Origin of the sequence: Nocardia sp. NPDC058705, assembly GCF_042749305.1 — a bacterium.
Classification (GTDB): Bacteria; Actinomycetota; Actinomycetes; order Mycobacteriales; family Mycobacteriaceae; genus Nocardia.
Map to the genome: position 1 here is coordinate 277,024 of NZ_JBHYRN010000001.1, position 19,341 is coordinate 296,364.

The window sequence follows — 19,341 nt, forward strand, 5'->3', positions numbered from 1 at the left end:
CGCGGCGGTGAACCCTAGATCTATGACCACCTCACGTAATCGGACAACGAGTACGCCGAGCATGGATCTGACCAGCACCACCATCATGTTGGCCACCTGCGTGTTCTTCCTCTTCGGCCTGACCGCGCTGACCGGATCGCTACCTGCCGCGATCCTCGGCAGCGTCAGCCTGGGTGTGGCGATGATGATGACCTTCAGAATGCTCGGCCCGCACAGCTTTTAGGTTCGCTTGCGCGCAAACCGGTGAGTAGAGCACTCGAAGGCCAGGAGCTGATCCACATGTCCCAGACCCCCGACCACAGGACTTACGAAAACGCCGAACCGCTGTTCGCCCACTGGGCGCTCATCGATCCCCGCGGCCCCGAGCACGCCGCTGTGCGGGCGCGGATCATCGAGGTCTGCCTACCGCTGGCCGAGCACATCGCTCGCAAGTACGCCGGCCGCGGCGAGATGTTCGACGATCTGCTCCAGACCGCGCGACTCGGCCTGGTCATGGCGGTCGACCGCTACGACGTCACCACCGGCTCACCCTTTCTCGGCTTCGCGGTGCCCACCATCATGGGTGAGGTGCGCAGGCACTTCCGCGACCACCTCTGGCCGCTGCACGTGCCGCGCCGGGAGAAGGAACTGCAGGGCAAGGTGCGCACGGCGACCGACGAGTTGAGCCGTCGGCTCCTGCGCTCCCCCACCGCCGCCGAACTCGCCGAAGAACTCGACGTATCGATCACCGATGTCACCCGAACCCTGGTGGCGGCCAACGCGTTCCAAACGCGCAGCCTCGATACCCCGGCCCGCGACAGCGAAGGCGATCCCGGCATGACCATCGCCGACACCTTCGGCTCCGAAGACCCGCGCTACCGCCTCACCGAGGACACGATCACCGTCGCGCCCCTGCTGGCCCAGCTGCCCCCGGAGGACCGGCAACTGCTGATATGGCGGTTCTACGACACGCTGTCGCAGGGCGAGATCGCCGAACGCCTCGGCGTCTCGCAGATGAGCGTCTCGCGCAAGCTCACCAAACTGCTGGGGAGTTTGCGCGCCGAGGCCATCGGCGAACAACCCGTACCTGCCTGACCGAAACTCGCACCAACCATTGACTGGGCGGTTGCCGGGCTGCACTGTTGAGGGAGCAGAACCTCGCGCGTGTCGTGGCGGCGTCCAGGAGCGGGAAGGTGCGATCGATGACGATGCGTGGCCGGCGGAACCGACGGGATCGACACATTCGCGAAGTCCGGGAGATCCGCGCCCGGCCACGCCACCAAACCGCCCAATTCCTGCTGTCGGTGCTGATGGTGGTCTGGTTCGGGGCCGGGTTGCTTGCCGCCGTGCAGCGCGACTACTTCACCAACACCCCGGTCAACTGCGGCGACTGGGGCACGATCGGGCTCACCGTCCTCGCAGGCCCACTCAATTATCTCGGTGTGAACCCGAGGGTGAACGAATGCCAGTTGCCCGAGCCGAGCCGATGAGCTGACTAGATGAGGTCGGCGAGCTGCTCGCGATCGGTGGCGTCGAGTTTGATGCAGGCCCGGTAGATGTGGCCTTCGACGGTGCGGACCGACACGCAGAGGCGTTCGGCGATCGCGCGGTTGGACAGGCCGCGGCCGATCAGCGCGGCGATCTCGCGTTCGCGTTCGGTGATCGGCAGTGGCCGGGCGGCCGCGGTGATGGCGGGGGTGCTCGCACCGTCGCACCGGGAGGCCAGGGCCACGGCGCGGGCGGCGGCCTGGGCGCTGGGTCGGCGCTGACCGGCGTGATCGTGGATCGGCACCGTCTGCGCCACGGCGTCGGCGGCGGACAGCAGCAGGCCCGCGCCTTCGAACTCGTGGCTGACCGCGTCGAGCGCGCCCGGGTCGGTGTCGGCGAGGGCTGCCGCGTGACGGGCGTAGATCGCCGCGACCGGTCCCTGGACGCGGGCGGCCACGGTGGCGAGGCGGGCGGCGAGGGTGCGGTCGCCGAATCGGGTGGCGTGGTGCAGCGCCTCGGCTTCCACGGCGTATTGACCGGCGCTGTGGGCCAGATCGGCGGCCTTGCGGGCCAGGTCCACTGCCGAGTGCGCGCTGTGTTCGGCGGCGGCAAGCCAGGCGCGCGCGATGATCCGCTGTGGTTCGTGCAGGGCCATGTGGGGTCCGCTGTGTTCGTCGGCGTCCTCGAGGACTCGTTCGGCGTGTTCGACCTCGCCCAGCGCCGCGTAGGCGCGGGCCAGCAGTAGCCGCGCAGGGAGTTTCCACGGCAGCGAGGTTTCGGCGTTGAGCGCGGCCAGCGCCTGTTCGAAGGCGGTGATCGCATCGCGGAACCGGCCGCGATAGGTGGCAACGACCCCGTCGGCGATGCGCGCGATCGCCCAACCGACGAACTGGCCCGCCGAGGAGAACTCCCGGTATTCGGTGGCCCGGCGTTCGGCGAGATCGAGGTCTCCGATGGTGGTCAGCGCGAGAACGTCGCCGTAGCGGACCATCACCCGGATGATCCCGTCGGTGGATTTCTGCTGTGCCCGGCTGCGGGCCGCGATCGGCGCGAAGTCGGCGCCGCGCCCGGCCACCGGCAACGCCAAACCCAGGGCGAACGCGGCGAAATCGACGGCCTGACGCGGTGAGTTCGGGTCGGCGATCACGCGCTCAGCGGCCTCGATACCGGCGGCGAGATCGTTTTCGTGCACCGCCATCGCGGCTGCGGCGGCATCGACGGTCAGGCGCAGGGCGGGATGCTCGACGCGAGCGCCCAGCATCGCCATCAGCTCGCGGGCATGATCGACATCGCCCAGCGACCAGAACCGCAGACTCGCCCGCACCACACCCCACTGGACCAGTTGCAGCGGGTCGAGGCGGTCGGGATCGAAGCGGGCCAGGATCTCGTCGGCATGCTGCGGCCTGCCCTGCCAGAGCAGCGCCCGGGAGAGCAGTTCGGCCGCGCGCAACCCGCCGCCCCGCTCGCACGCGGCGCGTGCGAGCCGTTCGCCCAGTGGCAGATTGGCCAGCGACACCGCGTCCTTGGCCGCGTCGATCAGCAAGACGATGTCGATCGGCTGATCGCTGTCCACGCACAGTCGCGCCAGCCTGATCCGGTGCGCCGGTGTGCTCAGGTCCCGGTCCTGCAGGGTCTCGACGAGACGTCCGCGCCGGGTGCGCGCGGCCGCCGTACCGACGCGGCAGCGCACCACTTCGCCGAGCAGGGGGTGGCTGAACCGGACATCGACGACCCCGTTGTGGCTCGTGACTCGGATCAGGCCGGTGGCCTCGGCCGCGTCCACGGCGGCGGTGCCTACCAGTTCGCTGAGGATGTCGATGTCGAGCGGTTCGTGCACGGCGAGGGTTTCCAGCACGTCGAGCACGGGCGCACCGGCCCGGCTCAACCGCTCGTTGAGGAGCTCGACCAGACCCGAGGGCACCGCGGTCGGCCCGCGCAGCTGCCAGACGCCGTTGACATCGGTGAGGGTGCTCGCCTCGACACCGCCCTCGACCATATTGCGCAGGAACAGCGGGTTGCCGCCCGAGGATTCCCACATCACGTCGGCGCTGAGCCCCTCCAATGTCCCGCCGAGCACGGTTTCGACGATCTCGGTGCACTGCGTTTTAGTGAACGGCGCCAATTCGATTCGCTCGAGGTAGCCGTCTTTCCACAGTGCGGTGACGGCGTCGGGGAGCTGCTCGCCGGTGCGGACGGTGGCGATGATGCGGGCTCGGTGGTCGACGGCGATCTGGTGCACCAGCGTGGCCGACAGGGTGTCGAGCAGGTGCGCGTCGTCGACGCCGATCACGGTGTCGGGTTGGGCGAGCACGTTCTCCCTGGCCGAATGCAGCAGTGCGAGCGGATCGCGCGATGCCGACGCGGCGATCCAGGGCGCGAACGCACCGAGCGGAATGGCCTGCGACGACGCGGTGCACGCCACCCACCGCACCGGTTCGGACAACGTCGCGGTGACCAGCCGGGCGAGGGTGGTCTTGCCGACGCCCGCGGCACCGACGAGTATCACCCCGCCGGCATCCGGATTCGTCAAAGCCGCACGGACGGCGTCGTATTCGGCGGGACGATCGAGCAGCTGCCAGAGTCCTGCCATGCGTGAAAAGTGTAGTTCTCGTCCGGCGCCCGCACAGCGAATCGGCCGGTCGGCACGCGGGTGAAGCGGCGCGGTGATCATGGCGGGAGCTCGGTGGCGTCGCGTGGCTCGACGCGCGGTGCGTTGTTGACGTCGTGGCGGTAGTTGCTCGATGCCTCGTACACCCGCTGCTTGAGCCGGTTGATCGAGCCCAGCGGCCGGTGCGCGTCCAGGCCGCGCCAGGAGTTGAAGGAGAGCACGTCGTCGCCGTAGGCACGCCGCTGCGGGGTGTAGGGATCTTGCACGTCGAAGCGGATGGTCGCGATCGTTCGGTGCGGTGACTCGTCCTCGGGCCACGGCACGGTCGCGTCCTCGATCGGCATGGTGGCGGGGTCCGTGCACAGTTGGGCGCGCAGTTCGTAGGTGGCGCTGTGCCCGGCGAAGAAGTCGACGATCAGGTCCTGGTGCGCGTTGACACCCGCGTCCGGGTCGACCGGTTGGCCTTGCAGTGCAACAACTTCCGGCGACACGGGCGCATAGAGCAGCTTGGCCACGTAGTCACCGAAGCGCAGGGGCGCCGAGGTGAAGAACGTCTCGCCGAGGATGTGGGTGTTGGGGGCGACGAAGACACCGAGATTCGGTGGCACGCTGCGCCCGATCCGGCGCAGGACGTGGGTGTTCAGCGCGGCGACGAGGTCGCTGCCCGCGCGCAGGGCCAGGTCGGGGAGCCGGGCCAGCGCCCAGGCGGTCGGCATGCCCTTGGTGAGGTAGGCGTGCGCGTCGGCGAAGAGGAATTCGCGGTGGGTGACCATGATGAAGTCCTGGGTGCTCGCCTCGTCGTCGGGCAGCGCGCGCGGCCCGTGCACCCCGAGCACCTTGATTCCCAGTCCGCGCACCCCGCGCAGTTGATCGCTGCGAATCACCCCGGACGTGCTCGACAATCGCGCGATCACCGGATAGGTGGCGGGGGTGGCGAACATGCCCTGCGCCAGTTCGGGTGGCAGGCCGGCGGGCACCGTCAGTTCGCCGCGCAGGATGCCGTGGCTCTTGGCGTGCGCGTCACGCAGGCCGCGCTTGTACTTGCGGTAGGCGCGTTCGTTGTTGTCGCGCAGCACCGCGATGATCTTGTCGATGTCGCGTTCCTCGTCGGGGCGCGGTTGTTCCAGGTCGGCGCGGTAGCGCAGATAGCTCATCGCGGACTCCTCCACGGGGCGAATGGATTCGCGACGCCGTCGAGCGCGGGCGCCAGGGTCGGGAAATGGCGCAGCAGCAGGCTGCGCATCGTGGTGTCGCGCACCCAGGCCATGCCCGCCTCGGTGTAGACCTCGGAGCGGAAGTCGGTGGTGAAGAACCGGTCGGCCGACAGCCGCCGCGACGCCATCAGCACGAATACGCGAAAGGCGGTGTCGCTGAAGCCGAAACCGGGCGGTTTGGGTTCGGCGTAGAGGCCGATCATCAGGTCGACGTCGTCTACGTCGCCGTAGACCTGTTCGAGTTCGCGCGCCCAGCGCGGGTCATCGGTGAGCTCGTCGAAGGAGGCGACCGGCGGCAGTCGCAGTTGGCGCCGGAACTCGTTGTAGCGCGGCACACCACGCTCGCGGACCCGCAGAATGTCCACGGTCGCGAGGTCGAGGGGTGGTTGGCCGGGGCGCTCGAGGTGTTGCAGGTGCGCGGGGTAGTTGTGCAGGGTCAGCGCGCCGGGGTTGGCTCGGCCGAAGGAGTAGAGCAGGGTGTCCATCGGTGTCTCGGCGAGGCGCTTGCGAATGTGGGCGACGCCGAGTTCTGGCAGGGGGTGTGCGGCCAGCACGGTGTCGTCGGCGAGGCTGCGGACGACGAGTTCGTCGGGGATCAGCGGATGCATGCGGTAGACCGCGACGAACTCCTCGGTGAGCGAATACCCCACCCCGCTGTCATCGCGCACGGAACCCGGTATGCCACACAGCACTTCGTTGCCGAGGAGCGTGCCGAAGCGCCGCGACAACCGCTCCCCCAGCAGCCCGAACCAGTTGGCGCGCATGGCCGCGACCGTGGTGGGGTGGGCGATGATCGCCGGGGTCCAGTCGACAGTGTGGATCTTCGCGATCAGCGCGGAATTGACCAGTCGGGCGGTGTCGTAGAGCTGTTGGTCGTCCATGTCGGGGTAGCGCCGGGTCAGGCGGGCGCAGATCGCGTTGTGTTCGCGCAGGAACAGCGAGTGCAGCAGGGCGAGGCCGACCCAGGCATTGGCCGCCGCGGGCGCGACTGCCACCAGGCGTTCGGCGTCCAGCGGTGGGAGTCCCAGTTCGTCGATCACGAGCTGGCCGTGCTTGCCCGAGCGCAGGGATGCGGCGAATTCGGCTGTGCTGCCGTAGATCTGGGAGGCGTCCCACCAGTGGGTCTCGCCGGTGACGTAGGTCGGCGGGTCTGCCGGATCCGCAGCGGGCACCGTCGCCGTTCGCGGGATCGTCATCGGTGGTTCCGGCCACTGATCGTCGTCGTCCAGGGTGACGATGAACGGTTCGTGCTCGGCCGGGTCGTGGACGAACCAGTCGTGCACCTCGAACTGGATCCATGCGGCCGCGAGCAGATTCAGGGTGGTGGCGGGCTGGAATTCCTCGCGCGCGAGCAGTTTCCTGCTCACCGTGCGCGGGTTGGGTTCCATGAGCCGCGCCGGATCCTCGGGATAGGTGCGGTCGAGGGGGACGTTGCGTCCGAATCGACAGCCGATCGAGCCCGCGCGTGGGTCGTCGGGACTGTTGTAGGTGCCGTCGATGGTGCGCGCGCCCTGGTGTTCGCCCATGACGTCCGGCGGCAGGGGCCCGGCCGGGTGCGGGCCGGTGTCGAAGAGATTGCGTGACCGTAATCGGCTGCGCAGGCCGATCAGCACGGCCAGCCCCACGGGGGTCGGCAACCGGAACCAGCCGACCCGCCGATCGAGCGCTTCGGCGCCGGCGACCAAGGCGCGGGTGACCAGTGACTGTTGCTGTGCGTCGACCATCGAGAACCTCCACGGGATGGCACCGACTCGGCGCCTACCGGACCGATCGGATCCAGTCTCCGACACCTGGTCAGACCTGTCACGAGTAGTCGACTACGTGCGGCCTCGGCGCCGCCGCCGCTCGTCCCGCGACCCGGACGCCCGACCTGATCGGGTAGCGCACTACCCGCGCGCCACGGCCCGTCGATCGGCGAATCTGAGTTCTACGGCGCCCGCACACCGCGGGCAGTACTCGTCACAGCGACGGAAAGGGGGCCCGGGTGATCACGCCGATCGAGATCAAAGTGAACCTCGACGGAGATATCGCGGGTGCACTGCTCCGGCTCCGATGTACCGACACCGCCGCGACCGCTCGCGACATCTGGTTCGCCGAGCCGCTGCGCTCCGGTTCCCCTGGTGCGCCCACCCTGCTGTCGAGCCACATCGTGATCCGGTTGCGCAGCGGCGAAGAAGACGACCTCACCGTGAAGCTGCGGCCGTGCCTGAGCTCCCAGCTGGCGGGCCGCTGGGCGAGACCCTTCACCGAGCCCGGTGTCCGGTACCGCATCGAAAGCGATTGGTCCGGCAGTCGGCGGATGCTGTCGGCCTCGGCGATCAGCCTTCGGCCCCCCGGCTCGCTGCGTTCGGCCGTGGGCCGGGGTATCGACGTCACCGACACGCTGAACTCGGCCCAGCGCCAGTTCCTGGTGAGCTGCACACCCCCGGGCGTCGCGGTCGATCACCTGTGTGCGATGGGCCCAGTCGCCTCGGCACGGTGGACGGGGGTGCCGCTGGGGAGTCAGCGCGTCGATGTGGAACGGTGGACCGTCGCGGGTCTCGATCTGGTCGAACTGTCACTGAAAGTCCCGCCGAGACAGGGTGATTCGCCCGTCGATCTGCATCTGCGCGCCCTCGACGCCCGGCGTGATCTCGAAGCCGCCGTGCACGCCGACGGCTTGCCGATCGCGTCCGGCGATACCAAAACCGAGCGGGTGCTCACCGCATTGGCCGCTGCGCACCGGCTCGGGTAATTCTCGGCAGGAGTCGACGACCGGTCCTGATCGACGTCGTCGGCGACTCGGACCTGGCCTGCGACTGCCACGGGCCGGATGGCCCGCATCGACCACGCTGTCGATCCGGGCACAGCATCCGGCAGATCCGTGACACTGCCGTCGAGGGCCGTTCAATTGGCGATGATGAAGTTGAACAGCACCCTGATATTGCTGCTCCACCCCACGTGATATCGCACCGTCATGGTGCCGTCGGCATGCGGAACCACATTCAGGACCTGGGTGGTCGCCGGTCCGAGGAACGGGGTGCCGTTGGCATCGATCTCGGTCAGGCTGACCGAGACCTGGCTGTCGGCTCGCACGTCGGCACTCGGGAATCCGAATACCCACGCACCGGTGCCGTGTGTGCGCAGAATCTTCTGTGCCCAGAAAATCGACGTGATATTCGTCTGGCCGATCGCCCGCACACCTGCCTCGTCGGCACCGTAGCCGCTTTTCGCCGGCTCGAACGCGTCTTCTTCTTCGGTATCGGCGCTCGCTGCCACGACCGCGTCCTCCGTATCCGTTTCCAACATTTCGTTGTCCTTTCTCGGCGGAATTACTGTGTGGAGCTATCGTCGCGCGTCGGCCCGCCTCTCCGAATGCGTAATCCACTACCCCACTGCGCGCGCGACTGTTTGTTTCGCGTATTCGAGTAGTCCGCCACGCTATCGAGTTCCGCACGGCCGCAGGAAGATCGAGTGGTGTCGAAGCTCTCGGCACAGAGGTGTTCGATATCTCTAGATGGAGGAACGACAGTGACCGGATATTCCTTGCATATCGGATTGAATCGGGTCGATCCCGCCGCGTACGACGGCTGGGACGGCGCTCTCGCCGGCTGCGTCAACGATGCAAATTCCATGGCCGCGCTGGCCGCGGCACAAGGATTTGCGACCTCGACGAAATTGCTCGACAGTGCGGCGACCTCTTTCGCGATCATCGGCGAAATCGGTCAGCTCGCGCACAATGCGCAGCCCGGCGATCTCGTGCTCATCACCTATTCGGGTCACGGTGGCCAGACCTGGGATGTCGACGGCGAGGAGGACGACAGCCAGGACGAGACCTGGGTGGCCTTCGATCGCCAGATCGTCGACGACGAGCTGTATCAGATGTGGCGTCAGTTCGCCGCGGGTGTGCGCGTGGTCGTGTGCTCGGACAGCTGTCACAGCGGGTCGGTGGTCCGTGACGTGTTCACTCGCGACGCGCGGGCGGCGATCATCGACGTGGCCGAGCGCGCCGCCGATCCGGCGGGACTCACCGTCGTCGCGGGTAGCCCCAAGGCGATGCCGCGCGAGGTGCAGACCGAGGACAACAAGCGGCGCAGGCAGCTGTACTCGTTCGTCCAGCGGCTCAGTGGTCCGCAGGCGCGGGCCGATATCCGGGCGGGGGTGCTGCTGCTGTCCGGCTGCCAGGATTCGCAACTGTCCTATGACGGGCCGGTCAACGGCCAGTTCACGGGGTCGTTGCTCGAGGTCTGGGGCAATGGCACCTTCACCGCCGGGTATTCGCAGTTCCACCGGCAGATCATGAACATCATGCCGCCCGACCAGGTTCCGAACCTGTTCACGATCAACGCGGGCGCCGATTTCGTCGATCAGCGCCCGTTCACGCCGTAGCCGCCGAGGGTGCGGGGTTCGCCCCGCACCGTCACGGGCGGTGCCATTCGGCGGGCAGGACGATCGTGGCGACGAAGACATTGCGCAGGCGCAGATCTTCCGGCAGGTCGGCGGCGGTGGAGCCGGGAAGGTTCTCGGCCTCGCGCAGGCGAAGTCGCAGGTGACCGCTCTCGACTGGCAACGGCAGCGGGGGGATCTGCCCGTCGGCTGTGCGTTCGACGGCGTGCACCGACCGCCAAGCCGCGAGCTCCGGAGACGCGGCGGGATCGGCGACGACGATGTCGACCGTGTCCGGCGCGTGCGCCTCCGGGCAGGATTCGAGCAGCACCGTCAGCCGGTTGAGTGGATTCGGTGACGTGCCGGTCACCGTGACCCGCAGCTCGGCTCCCACTCGCTCGACGACAACGTGCCGATCGGGCAGAAGTGGGACGCTCTCGGTGACGACGAGCGGCGACAGGCTCATCCCGTCCAAGCTGTGGCGTTGATAGCGGGCGACGACCAGACGCACGAAGGGGTTGTACGACCGATCATCCTGTGGCGGTGCGATTTCCACGTCCGCGAACCAGCGGTCACCGCCGGGCGAGACCCCATGTGGGGCGATCATGACCGACTCACCGAGCTCCGGTACGAAGACCTCGGCCTGGCCCGTCGACGCGGGGAACCACGCGGCTGGTGGAAAGGGCCTGGTCGCCGGTGTGCCGAACAGCGGATCGCGCCCCATCCGGCTCACCGACTCGCGCACGGCGGGCGACGGATCCTCGGTCGGTGCGAGAACGACAGCCAGCTGTTCACCCTCGCCCGTCTCGAACCAGGGACGCGCCACTTCGACGCGCAATCGCCCACTGTCCCTGCGGAATTCGAGTCGATCGGGCCCCACCCGTTCGCTGCGCACACCGAAGGCCGGCACCACACCGAGCACCACGGGCGCGGTCGGTCGCGCACTGGACGGGACGATGACCGGCGTCTGCGCGCGGCTGACGCTGAACGCAGCTTCGGGTTCGTCGGCGGTGAAGTACTGCCGAAATCGGCTGACCGCGGTGAGCGTGTAGTCGATGGTGCGGTGCCGAGTGTCGCCGAACTCGTGCCGAATCCGCACCTGCGGTTCCGCGCCGGGCGCGATCGTCTGGCTGTGCAATTGCGCGATCCCCGCTGGGCGAGCATCGACGCCTGCTTCGGGGCCGGTGTCGCCGATCTCGGTCCACGCGGCGGCCACTTCGAGGCGTCCAGTGCTGTCGGGGTCGAGACCGGCGTCGGGGCCGATGGGCGGGAAGCCCGGTGTGAGCAGCACGGTGGGATCGTGCTTGCCGCGAATGACGGCGGTCGCGGGCAGGGCCCACAGTGGTTGGCGCAGTGGGCGTTTGACGGCGTGCACCACCGCGACCCGAATCGGTGGCGTGACCGCCGGATTGCGACCGAGCTTGGTGCTGTCCGGGGAGATCGCCGCCTCGCCCGCCCCACCGGCGAGGAAGTCACTGATGGCCAGGTGGTTGGACAGTTCCCCGTCGAGGGTGGAGCTCAGCTCGATCGTCGCTTCCTTTCCCTTGGCCAGCGCGACGACCAACCGGTCGCCGATCCAGCCCACTGCGATCGACGGTTCACCGGAATGTTCGCGCAGCTCTATGGTTTTGGACGCGAAGTCCGGCCAGTCGGGGGCCCATGCGCTGTGGTCACCGATCGGCACGGCCAGCCCGGCCTCGCCCGCGCGCACGTGTGCCCGCACGCCGCTGGCGACCGGGTCGGGCAGGCCGGAGCCGCTGCCGTCGGCGTCCATCGCGCGCTGTGCCAGCCGGAAGGATTCCTCGTTGCTCATCTCGTCGAGCACACGGTGCTGTTCGATCACCGAGAACGGCGCGGTCGGGGGCCGCAGGACGCGCGCGTCGACCGCGGGATAGGCCGGTTCGGTGGCGCTGAGCTGGTCGACGGTGCGGTCGAAGTCGCTGCGGATCACCAGTCGTGCGACGGCGGCACCCGGTGCGAGCGCGGCCGGTCCGTGGAGTTCGGGTGGCGGTACCGGGTCGTGGCGCAGGTAGCTCACGCCGGCGCTGGCGACCGTCGCGTCGGCGAGTTCGGCGGCGGTGAGCCCGCCGCCTGCCATATCCGCGATCCGCACCCGCATCTGGTACAGATCGGCGAAGCGTAGGGCGGGCATGCTGCGTGGGGGAACCGTGAACGTCCAGCGGAAGTCGAACGGCAAGGGCTGGGCCGGATTTCGCGCCGGGCCCGCGGTGTCACCGCGCAGGTTCGGTGACGGCAGCGCCAGGCTCCAGCCGTCCCAACGGACCACGACCTCGTCGGCGCGCAACTGCCCGTCGGCGCCGCGGACCGCCGCAAACGGCTTGACGTGCCCTTCTTCGCGCCCCGACACGATGTCGACTCCGTTGACGCGATAGTCGGCGTCGCGTTCACACACCGACAGCCACGGGGTGCCCTCGCGGCGGATGTCCACGCGGTAGCCGAGCACGAGGTCCTCGGCCGAGAACACGGCATCGCCGATCGCCCTGGCGCGACGGCCGGCACCGCTGCGCGCGGCGAACTCACGGGCACGGCCGGGCCGGATCAGCGAGATGCCGGTGGAGCGGACCGGCGGCAGGGTGGCGTTCTCGGGTGGGTTCAGCGCGAAGTCGTGTGCCGCCTGCCGGAATCCGTCCGCACTGCCGTCGATGTCGAAAGTAGCTATCGCCCAACGACGTTGAGCGGCGGGGGCGGTCGGGTCGGTAAGGGAGGCGGAATCGGAGAGATCGAGCAGGCCCGCGCGGATGCCGGAGGAGCCCTCGGCTGTCGGGGCGGGACGGAAGCTGGTCGCGGTGAGTTCGTAGCGCGTCCACGGGGAGGTGACGAGGTTACGCAGGAACGGCGGATCGATACAGCGCACACTCAGTTGCGCGGTGCCCGGATCCAGATCGACTGCCTCGCACCGTAGTTCGAAGATCAGACCGAGTTCGAGCAGCACCGCCGGATGTTCGCGCAGGTTCGAGACGGTGCGGTGGAAGTCGGTGACGACCGGTGGTGGCGGTGCGATCTCGTCCGGGATCGGGGGTGTCGGGGCGCCGTTCCAGCTGGAGATCTGGTCGCGGACCGCGGCCTCGGTCTCTTCCGGGGTGCGTTCGGCTCCGGCTCGGGTGACGGTGCGCAGGGTGGCGGCGACCTTGTGTGCCGTGGTCGAGGTATCGGAGACGCGGGGTGGTTGGACGGTGCGATCTTCCCACTGCCGCACGAAACCGGCGTCCCCGCCGAAGAATTCGGTCCACAGTTCCGACTTCGCCCTGGCGATCAGACGCGGCGACCGGCCGATCACCCGCTCCCCCGCCGCGGTGCGTACGCGCAGTTCGAAACCGACCTGGTCGGTGAGGATCGACGGCCAGTCCGTCAGCCCGAAGTCACTCAGCATGCCTTCCGCGAGCCTCGGCACCACCAGCACCCGCAGCGACAGCTCCGCGCCGTCGCGGCCGTCGGGCACGGCGACCCACAGGATTTCGCTCATCGCTGACCCATTTCGTACACGCGCGCGACATTGTCGGTGCAGGCGCCGACAACGATCTGACGATCACGTCCGGATGCCAAGTGGCTCATCGGCATCGGATGCAGGAACCGATCGATCTCGCGTCCGGTGACGGGATCGATGACCGCCACCACCGAGTCGTCGGCCGACACCACCAGCCCGCCACTCGCCGCGAACACCAAGTCGTTGACGGCGGCCCTGGTCGGGATCCGGTGCACCAGCACCTGCTGATCGCCGTCGATGCGCCAGATATCGACGGTGTTCGCGGTACCCGCCGTGGCGAGCAGGGTGGCGTCGGCCGAGAGAGCGAGAACTGTCACCGAACCCGGGTGCTCGATGCGCCATCGCCGCTGGCCGGTCGCCACATCGATCGCGACGGTGCTGCCGTCCTCGCTCGCCGTGACCACGATTCCGGCACCGGCACGCAGCGCGCGGATCTTCGCATCGTGCTCGAACGGCGGGTGCAGTTCGGTACCGGTCGTCGCGGACAGGATGCGCACCTTGCGATCCAGTGCCGCGGTCGCGACCCAGGCGCCGCCGGGACCGATCGCGAGATGGGTGACCGCCAGTGGATGCGGGTGCGACCAGAGCGCGCCCACGTCCTCGAGGTCGCCGCTCGGCACTCGGTCGAACAGTCGTGCGGTTCTGTCGGCGCTCGCGGTCGCCACGCGGGTTCCGTTGTCGCTGAACGCGACCGCGTTGACCGGGCCGGTGTGGCGGGCCGTCCAGCGCGCGCCGGTCAGTGTGTCGAAGTGCCGGACCCTGCCGTCGCTGCTGCCGGTGACGACGCTGTGCCCGTCGGGGCTGACCGCGACCGCGCCGATCGGGCCGGGGTGAACGCGCTCGAGCATGAGCTCACCGCCGCCCGCCCGGAAGACGACCAGGCGGGATTCGGCGGCGGCCGCGACGATTCCGGCGGGACCGTCGCTCGCGGCGACCGCGGCGATGCGGGCCTGGCAGTCGCGGCGCGAGCGCGCGGGTGTGCCGAGTTCGTAGACGCGAACGCTGGACTCACCGCCCGTGACGATCCGCGAGCCGTCGTCGGTCACCGCCAGGTGGGAAACGTCTCGTCCGGGATCGGACCACACCAACGCCTCACCCGTGGTCTCGACGACACTGATGCCCACACATCCGGTCAGCGTGACGTTCACGGCCAGTTGCGCACCCTCGGAAAGGAATTCACCGGCGAAGGGCTTTCCGGTCAACGGTAGCGGCAGCAGTCTCCGAACACTGCCGTCGACCACCGACAGCAGGGCCACCTGCTCGGTCCCGATCTGCATCAGCGTGCTGAGATCGGGGCCGAACGCGAGCGGGTCCATCCAGAGTTTGGTGCTCGCCAATTCGGGCACGTCGATCACCCCGCGCCGGATGGGCGCACCGTCGGCATCGGCGCGGAGCTCGTAGGTCACGATCTGTGCCCACCCGGCGCTGGCGACGACCACCGCATCGCCGGCCGCACTGAACACCGCGGCCGACGGGACGTTCTCGTGGTCGTCCAGCTCCCACCTCGCTGCGCCCGTAGGCGCGTCGACCAACGATGGACTGCCGGTGCACATCAACGGGGATTCGCGGTGGAACCGGGGACGCGCCACCGTATTTCCCAGCTCGTATCGGAGTGCGCCGGTGGCCGCGTCGAGCACGAAGACGTGCGATGGTTCACCGAGGGCCTGATCACGGACACCGACGACACCCAGTTGTGTTCCGTCCGGACCGAACGTCAGGTAGCCGAAGCTGTCGACCGTCCAGATCTGCTCGCCGGTCGCGGTCCGCAGCAAGCAGATACGCAGCCGGGAGTCCTGGTCCTGGACAGACACCGCGACCGAGGCGCCGTCGGGGGCGAAGACGATGTCGAAGCAGGTCAGGCCCGGCACCGTCCAGGCAGGCAGGCCGGTCTGGGTGTCGATCATGCTCAGGCCGAGCACCGTACCGCCGCCGCCGACGCCGAAGGGACCTATCGTCAGCGCGCCCGCGCAGATCCACCGTCCGTCGTGGGTCGTGGCCACCCGGCCGACCCCGTGCGTCAGCTCGGCATCGAGCACCACTCGGAAGAACTCGGATTCGTCCATCACTCTCGCCCTACTCCCGCGAACGCGGCCCGATATTCGAGCCACTGCGCCATTGCCGTATCCCGATCCCGCAGCGCCGGCCTGCGCGCCGCACCGCCCGCCAGCACCCATTCCCCGCTGTCGAGTTCGACGCTGTCCGACCACAGGGTCAGGTCGATCTCGATGACCAGGGTCGCCCGGCCGACGAGCGCGTTGCGTTCGGAGCGGTAGGTCAGTGACAGGCACAGCTCGATCGACACGCTGATGAGCCCGAGTACCTCGACGCAGCCGCCGATGCGCAGATAGCCGCACAGAGTCACCGCGCCGTCGCGTTCGAGGGTGAACCGGACCCCGCCGAGCGCGTGCACTTCGCCCGAGGCGACGACGAAATCGACCGCGACGAACGCACCGAATTCCAGGGCCGCCTCGAGTCGCCGTAATCCGTCGCGGTCGAGCTGGATCTCGAGGTAGCCGCCCCCGCCGAACATCATCACGCTGAGCTGGAACGGGCTGACCCGGCTGGCGAACCCGAAGGTGAAGCCGACCGGGTCGCCGTTGAAGGGGATGTCGACGGCCGCGGTGAGCGCGATATTGCGCATGACGAAGGCGCCCGCGGTGACAGGCGGCAGGGGCAGTGCGTAGCGCACCGCGATGCCGCGGGGGGTGATGTCGAGCAGCTTGCCGGTGTCGCCGAGCTGCACCAGGTCCTGGAGTTCTTTCAGGAGGGTCAGCTCGCCGACGAATTCGACACCGATGCCGTCAACGGACACATCGGGTGCGGATCCTACCCGCTGGGTAAAGGTCAGTGCCGCGAAATTCAGGCGAAGCACTCGGCGCGGCCCCGGCGGTAGCTCGAGACTGAAATCCTTGACCGAGCAGGTGGTCTCGTTCGTCTCCGGTGAGGCGACGACCGTGAGATCGAGCCGGGTGCCGGGGCGGGCCACGAACGCGGCCGTCGATCGCAGGGTGACATCGCGCCACTGCATGCGCACTTCCGGTGCCGCGCCGAGCCTTGGCACCGCGGTGATCTCCGGCGGCAGACGCAGTTGGGTCACCAGTGTTTTCAACGGAAAGCCGAGCAGGGCAGCCTGATCCGAGGGAAACAGTGCGGCGGGGTCGATCAACCCGGTCGCCGGATGCGGCAGGGCACCCAGATTGACCGGCCCGAGGCTGCGTGAGATCGCGTTGGCGATGTACTTCGGGGCGAGCAGGCCACCCGATCGCCCGGCGTCGCGGGCGAAGTCGATTTCGCGGGTCTGATTCGCCACCATCTCCATGAGCACATCGGCGGCGCCGTCGCGTAAGTAGTTGTCCGCCAGTCGCACCGAGGTGACCTGGTCGTCGCCGCGCAATACCCGCAGCGCGGGCAACGCGATCTCGAGCTGGGCGAGGCCCGCCCGGTAACCGTCGGCGAGTGACTGGTTCGCGATGCCGGCGATCGTCAGACCGTGCACTTCGTGGATATCGCCGCGGGCACGTCCACCTGTGCCCGTGATGTCGATCGGGGTAGGGGCGAAGGCCACCGCCTCCGCGCCGTAATCGCTGGAAAGGCGCTGTGCCAGGCCGGGATCGGTGAGTGAGGTGGTTGCGCCGACGGCGATCTCGGCGACGAAGAACAGCGGCATCGCGAAGGTGACGACACCGGTGCTGGTCGTGCACCGGATCGGGAACAGTACCGGCGCACCCGCCGCGGTGGTCGGCCGGAAGTGCGTGGACTGTTCGCCGATCCCGGGCAGTGCGGTCCGCTGCCAGCCCGCGCCGGGGACCGCGGCGTTCGGTGAGGCGAGGTCGGTGAACGTCGTCTGCTCGATCTCGATGTCGCCGAGCGGGAATCGGCGGCGTAACCCGGGGTCGTCGGGTGGGCGACGTACCGGCTCGACCACGGTGAGCACGCCGACCCGGCGCAACACCGCCGCTCCGCCTGCTGTGGCATCGAATTCCCGCGTGACGACCTCGAGGTATTCGGCCCGGTGTCCCAGCGGGTACAGCACGCCTTCGAGCCGCGCCCGGACCAGCATGTCGCGGCCGAGCACGGTGCGTTGTTCCCATTCGAAAGCTGTCCAGGCCCCCTTGGCGTGCAGGGTGCCACCGAGGGAGCTGAGTTCGAGTCGAGCTGCGGTGGCCGGTCGTACGGCGGTCTCCGCCACCAGCCGGGTACGGAGTGCTCGCGGCAGTCCGATGGTGTTGTTCGGTCCGAAGTCGGGATCGGCGGTGTTCGCGATGTCGTGCTCGATGACCCGAACGGTGAGGTGCGCGTCCGACAGTGCCGCCACGGCAGGCACTTCGGCGTCGACGAGCCTGGTTCGCCACAGCCCGTGCACACCGGCGGCCGGGGTGTGCGAGCCATGTCTGCACACGACCGTGCCGCCGTCAGTCCTGGCACCCGGCACCAGCATCGTGCGCCACGGGATTTCCACGGCGGTCTCCTGCGCCGACGCCACCGCGAGCGGAACCGAACCCATGGCGTCGAGAATTCCGTTGGCGGTCAACGGAATTCGCCGACCTGGTGGTATCGCCGCGACGATCCGGCTCGGACCGGCGAGCACTCCGCGCCACCCTGGCACCTCCGCTCCCGTGCTGCCCGCCGCCAACGAGAGCGGGGCATCCGACTGCGGTGGTGAGCATTCCTCACCCACGTGCTGCGGCGGAAACAGCAGCCACAGCCGGGCCTGCTCCCCCGCGACGAGCACACCGGTCCCGTCGGTGGTGCAGTCCGACCAGCGGACTCCGATCACCAGGTGGTCCGCCGACCGGACCAGCAACGCCTCGCCGTCCATCAGCCCATGCCTTTCGCCTCGTCCATCAGCCCATGCCTTTCGCCTCGTCCATCAGCCCATGCCTTTCGCCTCGCCCATCAGCCCATGCCTCTTCTCGTGCCGACGCGTTGGCTCAGTCGACTACCGCGGCGGCATTGCTCAGCCCTCGCGGCGCGGCGCGCAACCCGTCCTCGGGTGCACCACCGTCCTGGCGGAAGGTCACCGAGACCACCGCGCCCGGCTCCGACACCTCCAGTCCGAGGAAGGTCTGATACAGATCCACACCGGTGTACTGCCCGCCCGGCGCGCCGCCGATGATCTCGACCAGCGCCAGATGCAGATGCGGGGGAATTCCGCCGAAACCGAACACGGTGCCGAGGAAATCGCCACGCGAGATCGTCGAGCCCGGTCCGATTCCGGCAGGCACGTCAGCGAGGTGCGTGTAGAAGGCACCCATCATGTCGTTGTGCGCGCGTACGAAAATCTGTGCGCCGTAGACCTTTCCGCTGTCGGCTCCCGGGTTGTGCGGTTGAAACCGGGTGATGTGGCCGTCGAAGGCCGCGAACACCGGGGTACCCGCAAGGCCACCGAGATCCATGCCGTACTCGATGTACCAATTCGGCCCCTGGTGGCCACCCTGATGCGGGCCGCCGAGACCGTTGGTGAATCCGGCGGGATCGACCGGCGCCGAGAAGTCGATCGTGAACGCGCCCCGCGCACGGGCCAGCGCCCGGGGACGGCCGACGCGGCGGAAAGCCGGCAGTTCGGCAGCGATCTCAGGCGGCACCTCTTCGGAATCCCAGGCGAGGCTGGCGCCGGGGACCGCGCCTTCGATCTCCTGGATCTTGTCCTGCATCACCCGCATCTGCTCGTCGTCGAGGTCGCCGATGCGGGTGTCCACGCCGATGCCGAGCGCGGCGGCCACGGAATTGGCGTAGGTGGCCGGATCATTGCCGTCGGAGGCGGGTGCGTAGCGGGCGAACGCGTTCAGAATGGACAGGTCGCGATAGGAGGCCGACCGCAACAATTGCGCGATCGCGAAGTATCCGTCACTCCAGGTCGGGAAGATCAGGAAGTTGTGCCAATTGAATTTGCCCGGGTACTGCCCGAAGTCCGGGCCGCCGGCCACTCCGGTGATATTGCCCGGGTTGTTGTTCAGCCACGCGAAACTGCCCTCGTGATTGCGCATATGCGGTCTGCCACGGGCTATTTCGTCGGAATGGATCACATAGTTGAAGATCTCCTTGCCGTGGCCGCCGTAATCGGTGGGATCGTTCGGATTGGTGCCGGGAAACCAGGTGGCCCGCGGAATGTTCTTATCGAGGGACATTCTGCCGTTCCAGTACCAGACGTGATCGCCGAGTTCGAGTGTCATCTTCCACCT

General features: G+C 68.5%; 13 protein-coding genes. 5 read left to right on the top strand and 8 right to left on the bottom strand.

Features of this window, described 5'->3' with window-relative positions:
* Nucleotides 1–22: 22 nt before the first annotated feature.
* From ACFW6D_RS01320 to ACFW6D_RS01330, 3 genes are all read left to right on the top strand, one after another.
* On the top strand, nucleotides 23–223 hold the full coding sequence (locus ACFW6D_RS01320; protein WP_379323569.1) for a hypothetical protein: 201 nt from the start codon (nucleotides 23–25) through the stop codon (nucleotides 221–223).
* Between the two features lie 56 nt (nucleotides 224–279).
* A complete protein-coding gene (locus ACFW6D_RS01325) occupies nucleotides 280–1,074 on the top strand; it encodes a SigB/SigF/SigG family RNA polymerase sigma factor (RefSeq protein ID WP_379323571.1) in 795 nt (264 codons plus the stop codon).
* Between the two features lie 107 nt (nucleotides 1,075–1,181).
* A complete protein-coding gene (locus ACFW6D_RS01330) occupies nucleotides 1,182–1,469 on the top strand; it encodes a hypothetical protein (RefSeq protein ID WP_379323573.1) in 288 nt (95 codons plus the stop codon).
* Nucleotides 1,470–1,474: 5 nt separating this feature from the next.
* On the opposite strand, the gene ACFW6D_RS01335 is transcribed toward ACFW6D_RS01330, so the two are convergent.
* The 3 genes from ACFW6D_RS01335 to ACFW6D_RS01345 all read right to left on the bottom strand — a co-directional run bounded on the left by ACFW6D_RS01335 (nucleotide 1,475) and on the right by ACFW6D_RS01345 (nucleotide 7,013).
* Nucleotides 1,475–4,057, bottom strand: a complete 2,583-nt coding sequence (locus ACFW6D_RS01335) for a LuxR C-terminal-related transcriptional regulator (RefSeq protein WP_379323575.1) — start codon at nucleotides 4,055–4,057, stop codon at nucleotides 1,475–1,477.
* Between the two features lie 77 nt (nucleotides 4,058–4,134).
* A complete protein-coding gene (locus ACFW6D_RS01340) occupies nucleotides 4,135–5,229 on the bottom strand; it encodes a catalase family protein (RefSeq protein ID WP_379323577.1) in 1,095 nt (364 codons plus the stop codon).
* Entirely contained in the window at nucleotides 5,226–7,013 is a 1,788-nt protein-coding gene (locus tag ACFW6D_RS01345; protein WP_379323579.1) for a peroxidase family protein, read from the bottom strand. The genes ACFW6D_RS01340 and ACFW6D_RS01345 overlap by 4 nt, the downstream gene beginning before the upstream one ends.
* 260 nt (nucleotides 7,014–7,273) lie before the next feature.
* On the opposite strand from ACFW6D_RS01345, the gene ACFW6D_RS01350 reads away from it, so the two are divergent.
* Nucleotides 7,274–8,023, top strand: a complete 750-nt coding sequence (locus tag ACFW6D_RS01350; protein WP_379323581.1) for a hypothetical protein — start codon at nucleotides 7,274–7,276, stop codon at nucleotides 8,021–8,023.
* Between the two features lie 152 nt (nucleotides 8,024–8,175).
* On the opposite strand, the gene ACFW6D_RS01355 is transcribed toward ACFW6D_RS01350, so the two are convergent.
* On the bottom strand, nucleotides 8,176–8,577 hold the full coding sequence (locus ACFW6D_RS01355) for a hypothetical protein (protein ID WP_379323583.1): 402 nt from the start codon (nucleotides 8,575–8,577) through the stop codon (nucleotides 8,176–8,178).
* Nucleotides 8,578–8,799: 222 nt separating this feature from the next.
* On the opposite strand from ACFW6D_RS01355, the gene ACFW6D_RS01360 reads away from it, so the two are divergent.
* Nucleotides 8,800–9,657 (top strand): caspase family protein, encoded by an 858-nt coding sequence (locus tag ACFW6D_RS01360; RefSeq protein ID WP_379323585.1) that lies wholly within the window; start codon nucleotides 8,800–8,802, stop codon nucleotides 9,655–9,657.
* Nucleotides 9,658–9,688: 31 nt separating this feature from the next.
* Here the strand turns inward: ACFW6D_RS01360 and ACFW6D_RS01365 are convergent, their stop codons facing one another.
* The 4 genes from ACFW6D_RS01365 to ACFW6D_RS01380 form a co-directional block, all read right to left on the bottom strand.
* Nucleotides 9,689–13,138, bottom strand: coding sequence for a hypothetical protein (locus tag ACFW6D_RS01365; RefSeq protein WP_379323587.1), 3,450 nt, complete (start codon nucleotides 13,136–13,138; stop codon nucleotides 9,689–9,691).
* Nucleotides 13,135–15,222 carry a WD40 repeat domain-containing protein gene (locus ACFW6D_RS01370; protein ID WP_379323589.1) on the bottom strand — a complete coding sequence of 696 codons (2,088 nt, stop codon included), beginning with the start codon at nucleotides 15,220–15,222 and terminating at the stop codon, nucleotides 13,135–13,137. The genes ACFW6D_RS01365 and ACFW6D_RS01370 overlap by 4 nt, the downstream gene beginning before the upstream one ends.
* Nucleotides 15,222–17,978: a hypothetical protein gene (locus tag ACFW6D_RS01375; protein WP_379323591.1), complete on the bottom strand. Its 2,757-nt coding sequence runs from the start codon at nucleotides 17,976–17,978 to the stop codon at nucleotides 15,222–15,224. The genes ACFW6D_RS01370 and ACFW6D_RS01375 overlap by 1 nt, the downstream gene beginning before the upstream one ends.
* A gap of 112 nt (nucleotides 17,979–18,090) precedes the next feature.
* Nucleotides 18,091–19,332 (bottom strand): peptidoglycan DD-metalloendopeptidase family protein, encoded by a 1,242-nt coding sequence (locus tag ACFW6D_RS01380; protein WP_379323592.1) that lies wholly within the window; start codon nucleotides 19,330–19,332, stop codon nucleotides 18,091–18,093.
* Nucleotides 19,333–19,341: the final 9 nt, after the last annotated feature.

Excerpts from the sequence above, each read along its gene's own strand:
- ACFW6D_RS01320 (WP_379323569.1), top strand. The coding sequence starts at position 23 with ATGACCACCTCACGTAATCGGACAACGAGTACGCCGAGCATGGATCTG.
- ACFW6D_RS01325 (WP_379323571.1), top strand. The coding sequence starts at position 280 with ATGTCCCAGACCCCCGACCACAGGACTTACGAAAACGCCGAACCGCTG.
- ACFW6D_RS01330 (WP_379323573.1), top strand. The coding sequence starts at position 1,182 with ATGACGATGCGTGGCCGGCGGAACCGACGGGATCGACACATTCGCGAA.
- ACFW6D_RS01335 (WP_379323575.1), bottom strand. The coding sequence starts at position 4,057 with ATGGCAGGACTCTGGCAGCTGCTCGATCGTCCCGCCGAATACGACGCC.
- ACFW6D_RS01340 (WP_379323577.1), bottom strand. The coding sequence starts at position 5,229 with ATGAGCTATCTGCGCTACCGCGCCGACCTGGAACAACCGCGCCCCGAC.
- ACFW6D_RS01345 (WP_379323579.1), bottom strand. The coding sequence starts at position 7,013 with ATGGTCGACGCACAGCAACAGTCACTGGTCACCCGCGCCTTGGTCGCC.
- ACFW6D_RS01355 (WP_379323583.1), bottom strand. The coding sequence starts at position 8,577 with ATGTTGGAAACGGATACGGAGGACGCGGTCGTGGCAGCGAGCGCCGAT.
- ACFW6D_RS01365 (WP_379323587.1), bottom strand. The coding sequence starts at position 13,138 with ATGAGCGAAATCCTGTGGGTCGCCGTGCCCGACGGCCGCGACGGCGCG.
- ACFW6D_RS01370 (WP_379323589.1), bottom strand. The coding sequence starts at position 15,222 with ATGGACGAATCCGAGTTCTTCCGAGTGGTGCTCGATGCCGAGCTGACG.
- ACFW6D_RS01375 (WP_379323591.1), bottom strand. The coding sequence starts at position 17,978 with ATGGACGGCGAGGCGTTGCTGGTCCGGTCGGCGGACCACCTGGTGATC.
- ACFW6D_RS01380 (WP_379323592.1), bottom strand. The coding sequence starts at position 19,332 with ATGACACTCGAACTCGGCGATCACGTCTGGTACTGGAACGGCAGAATG.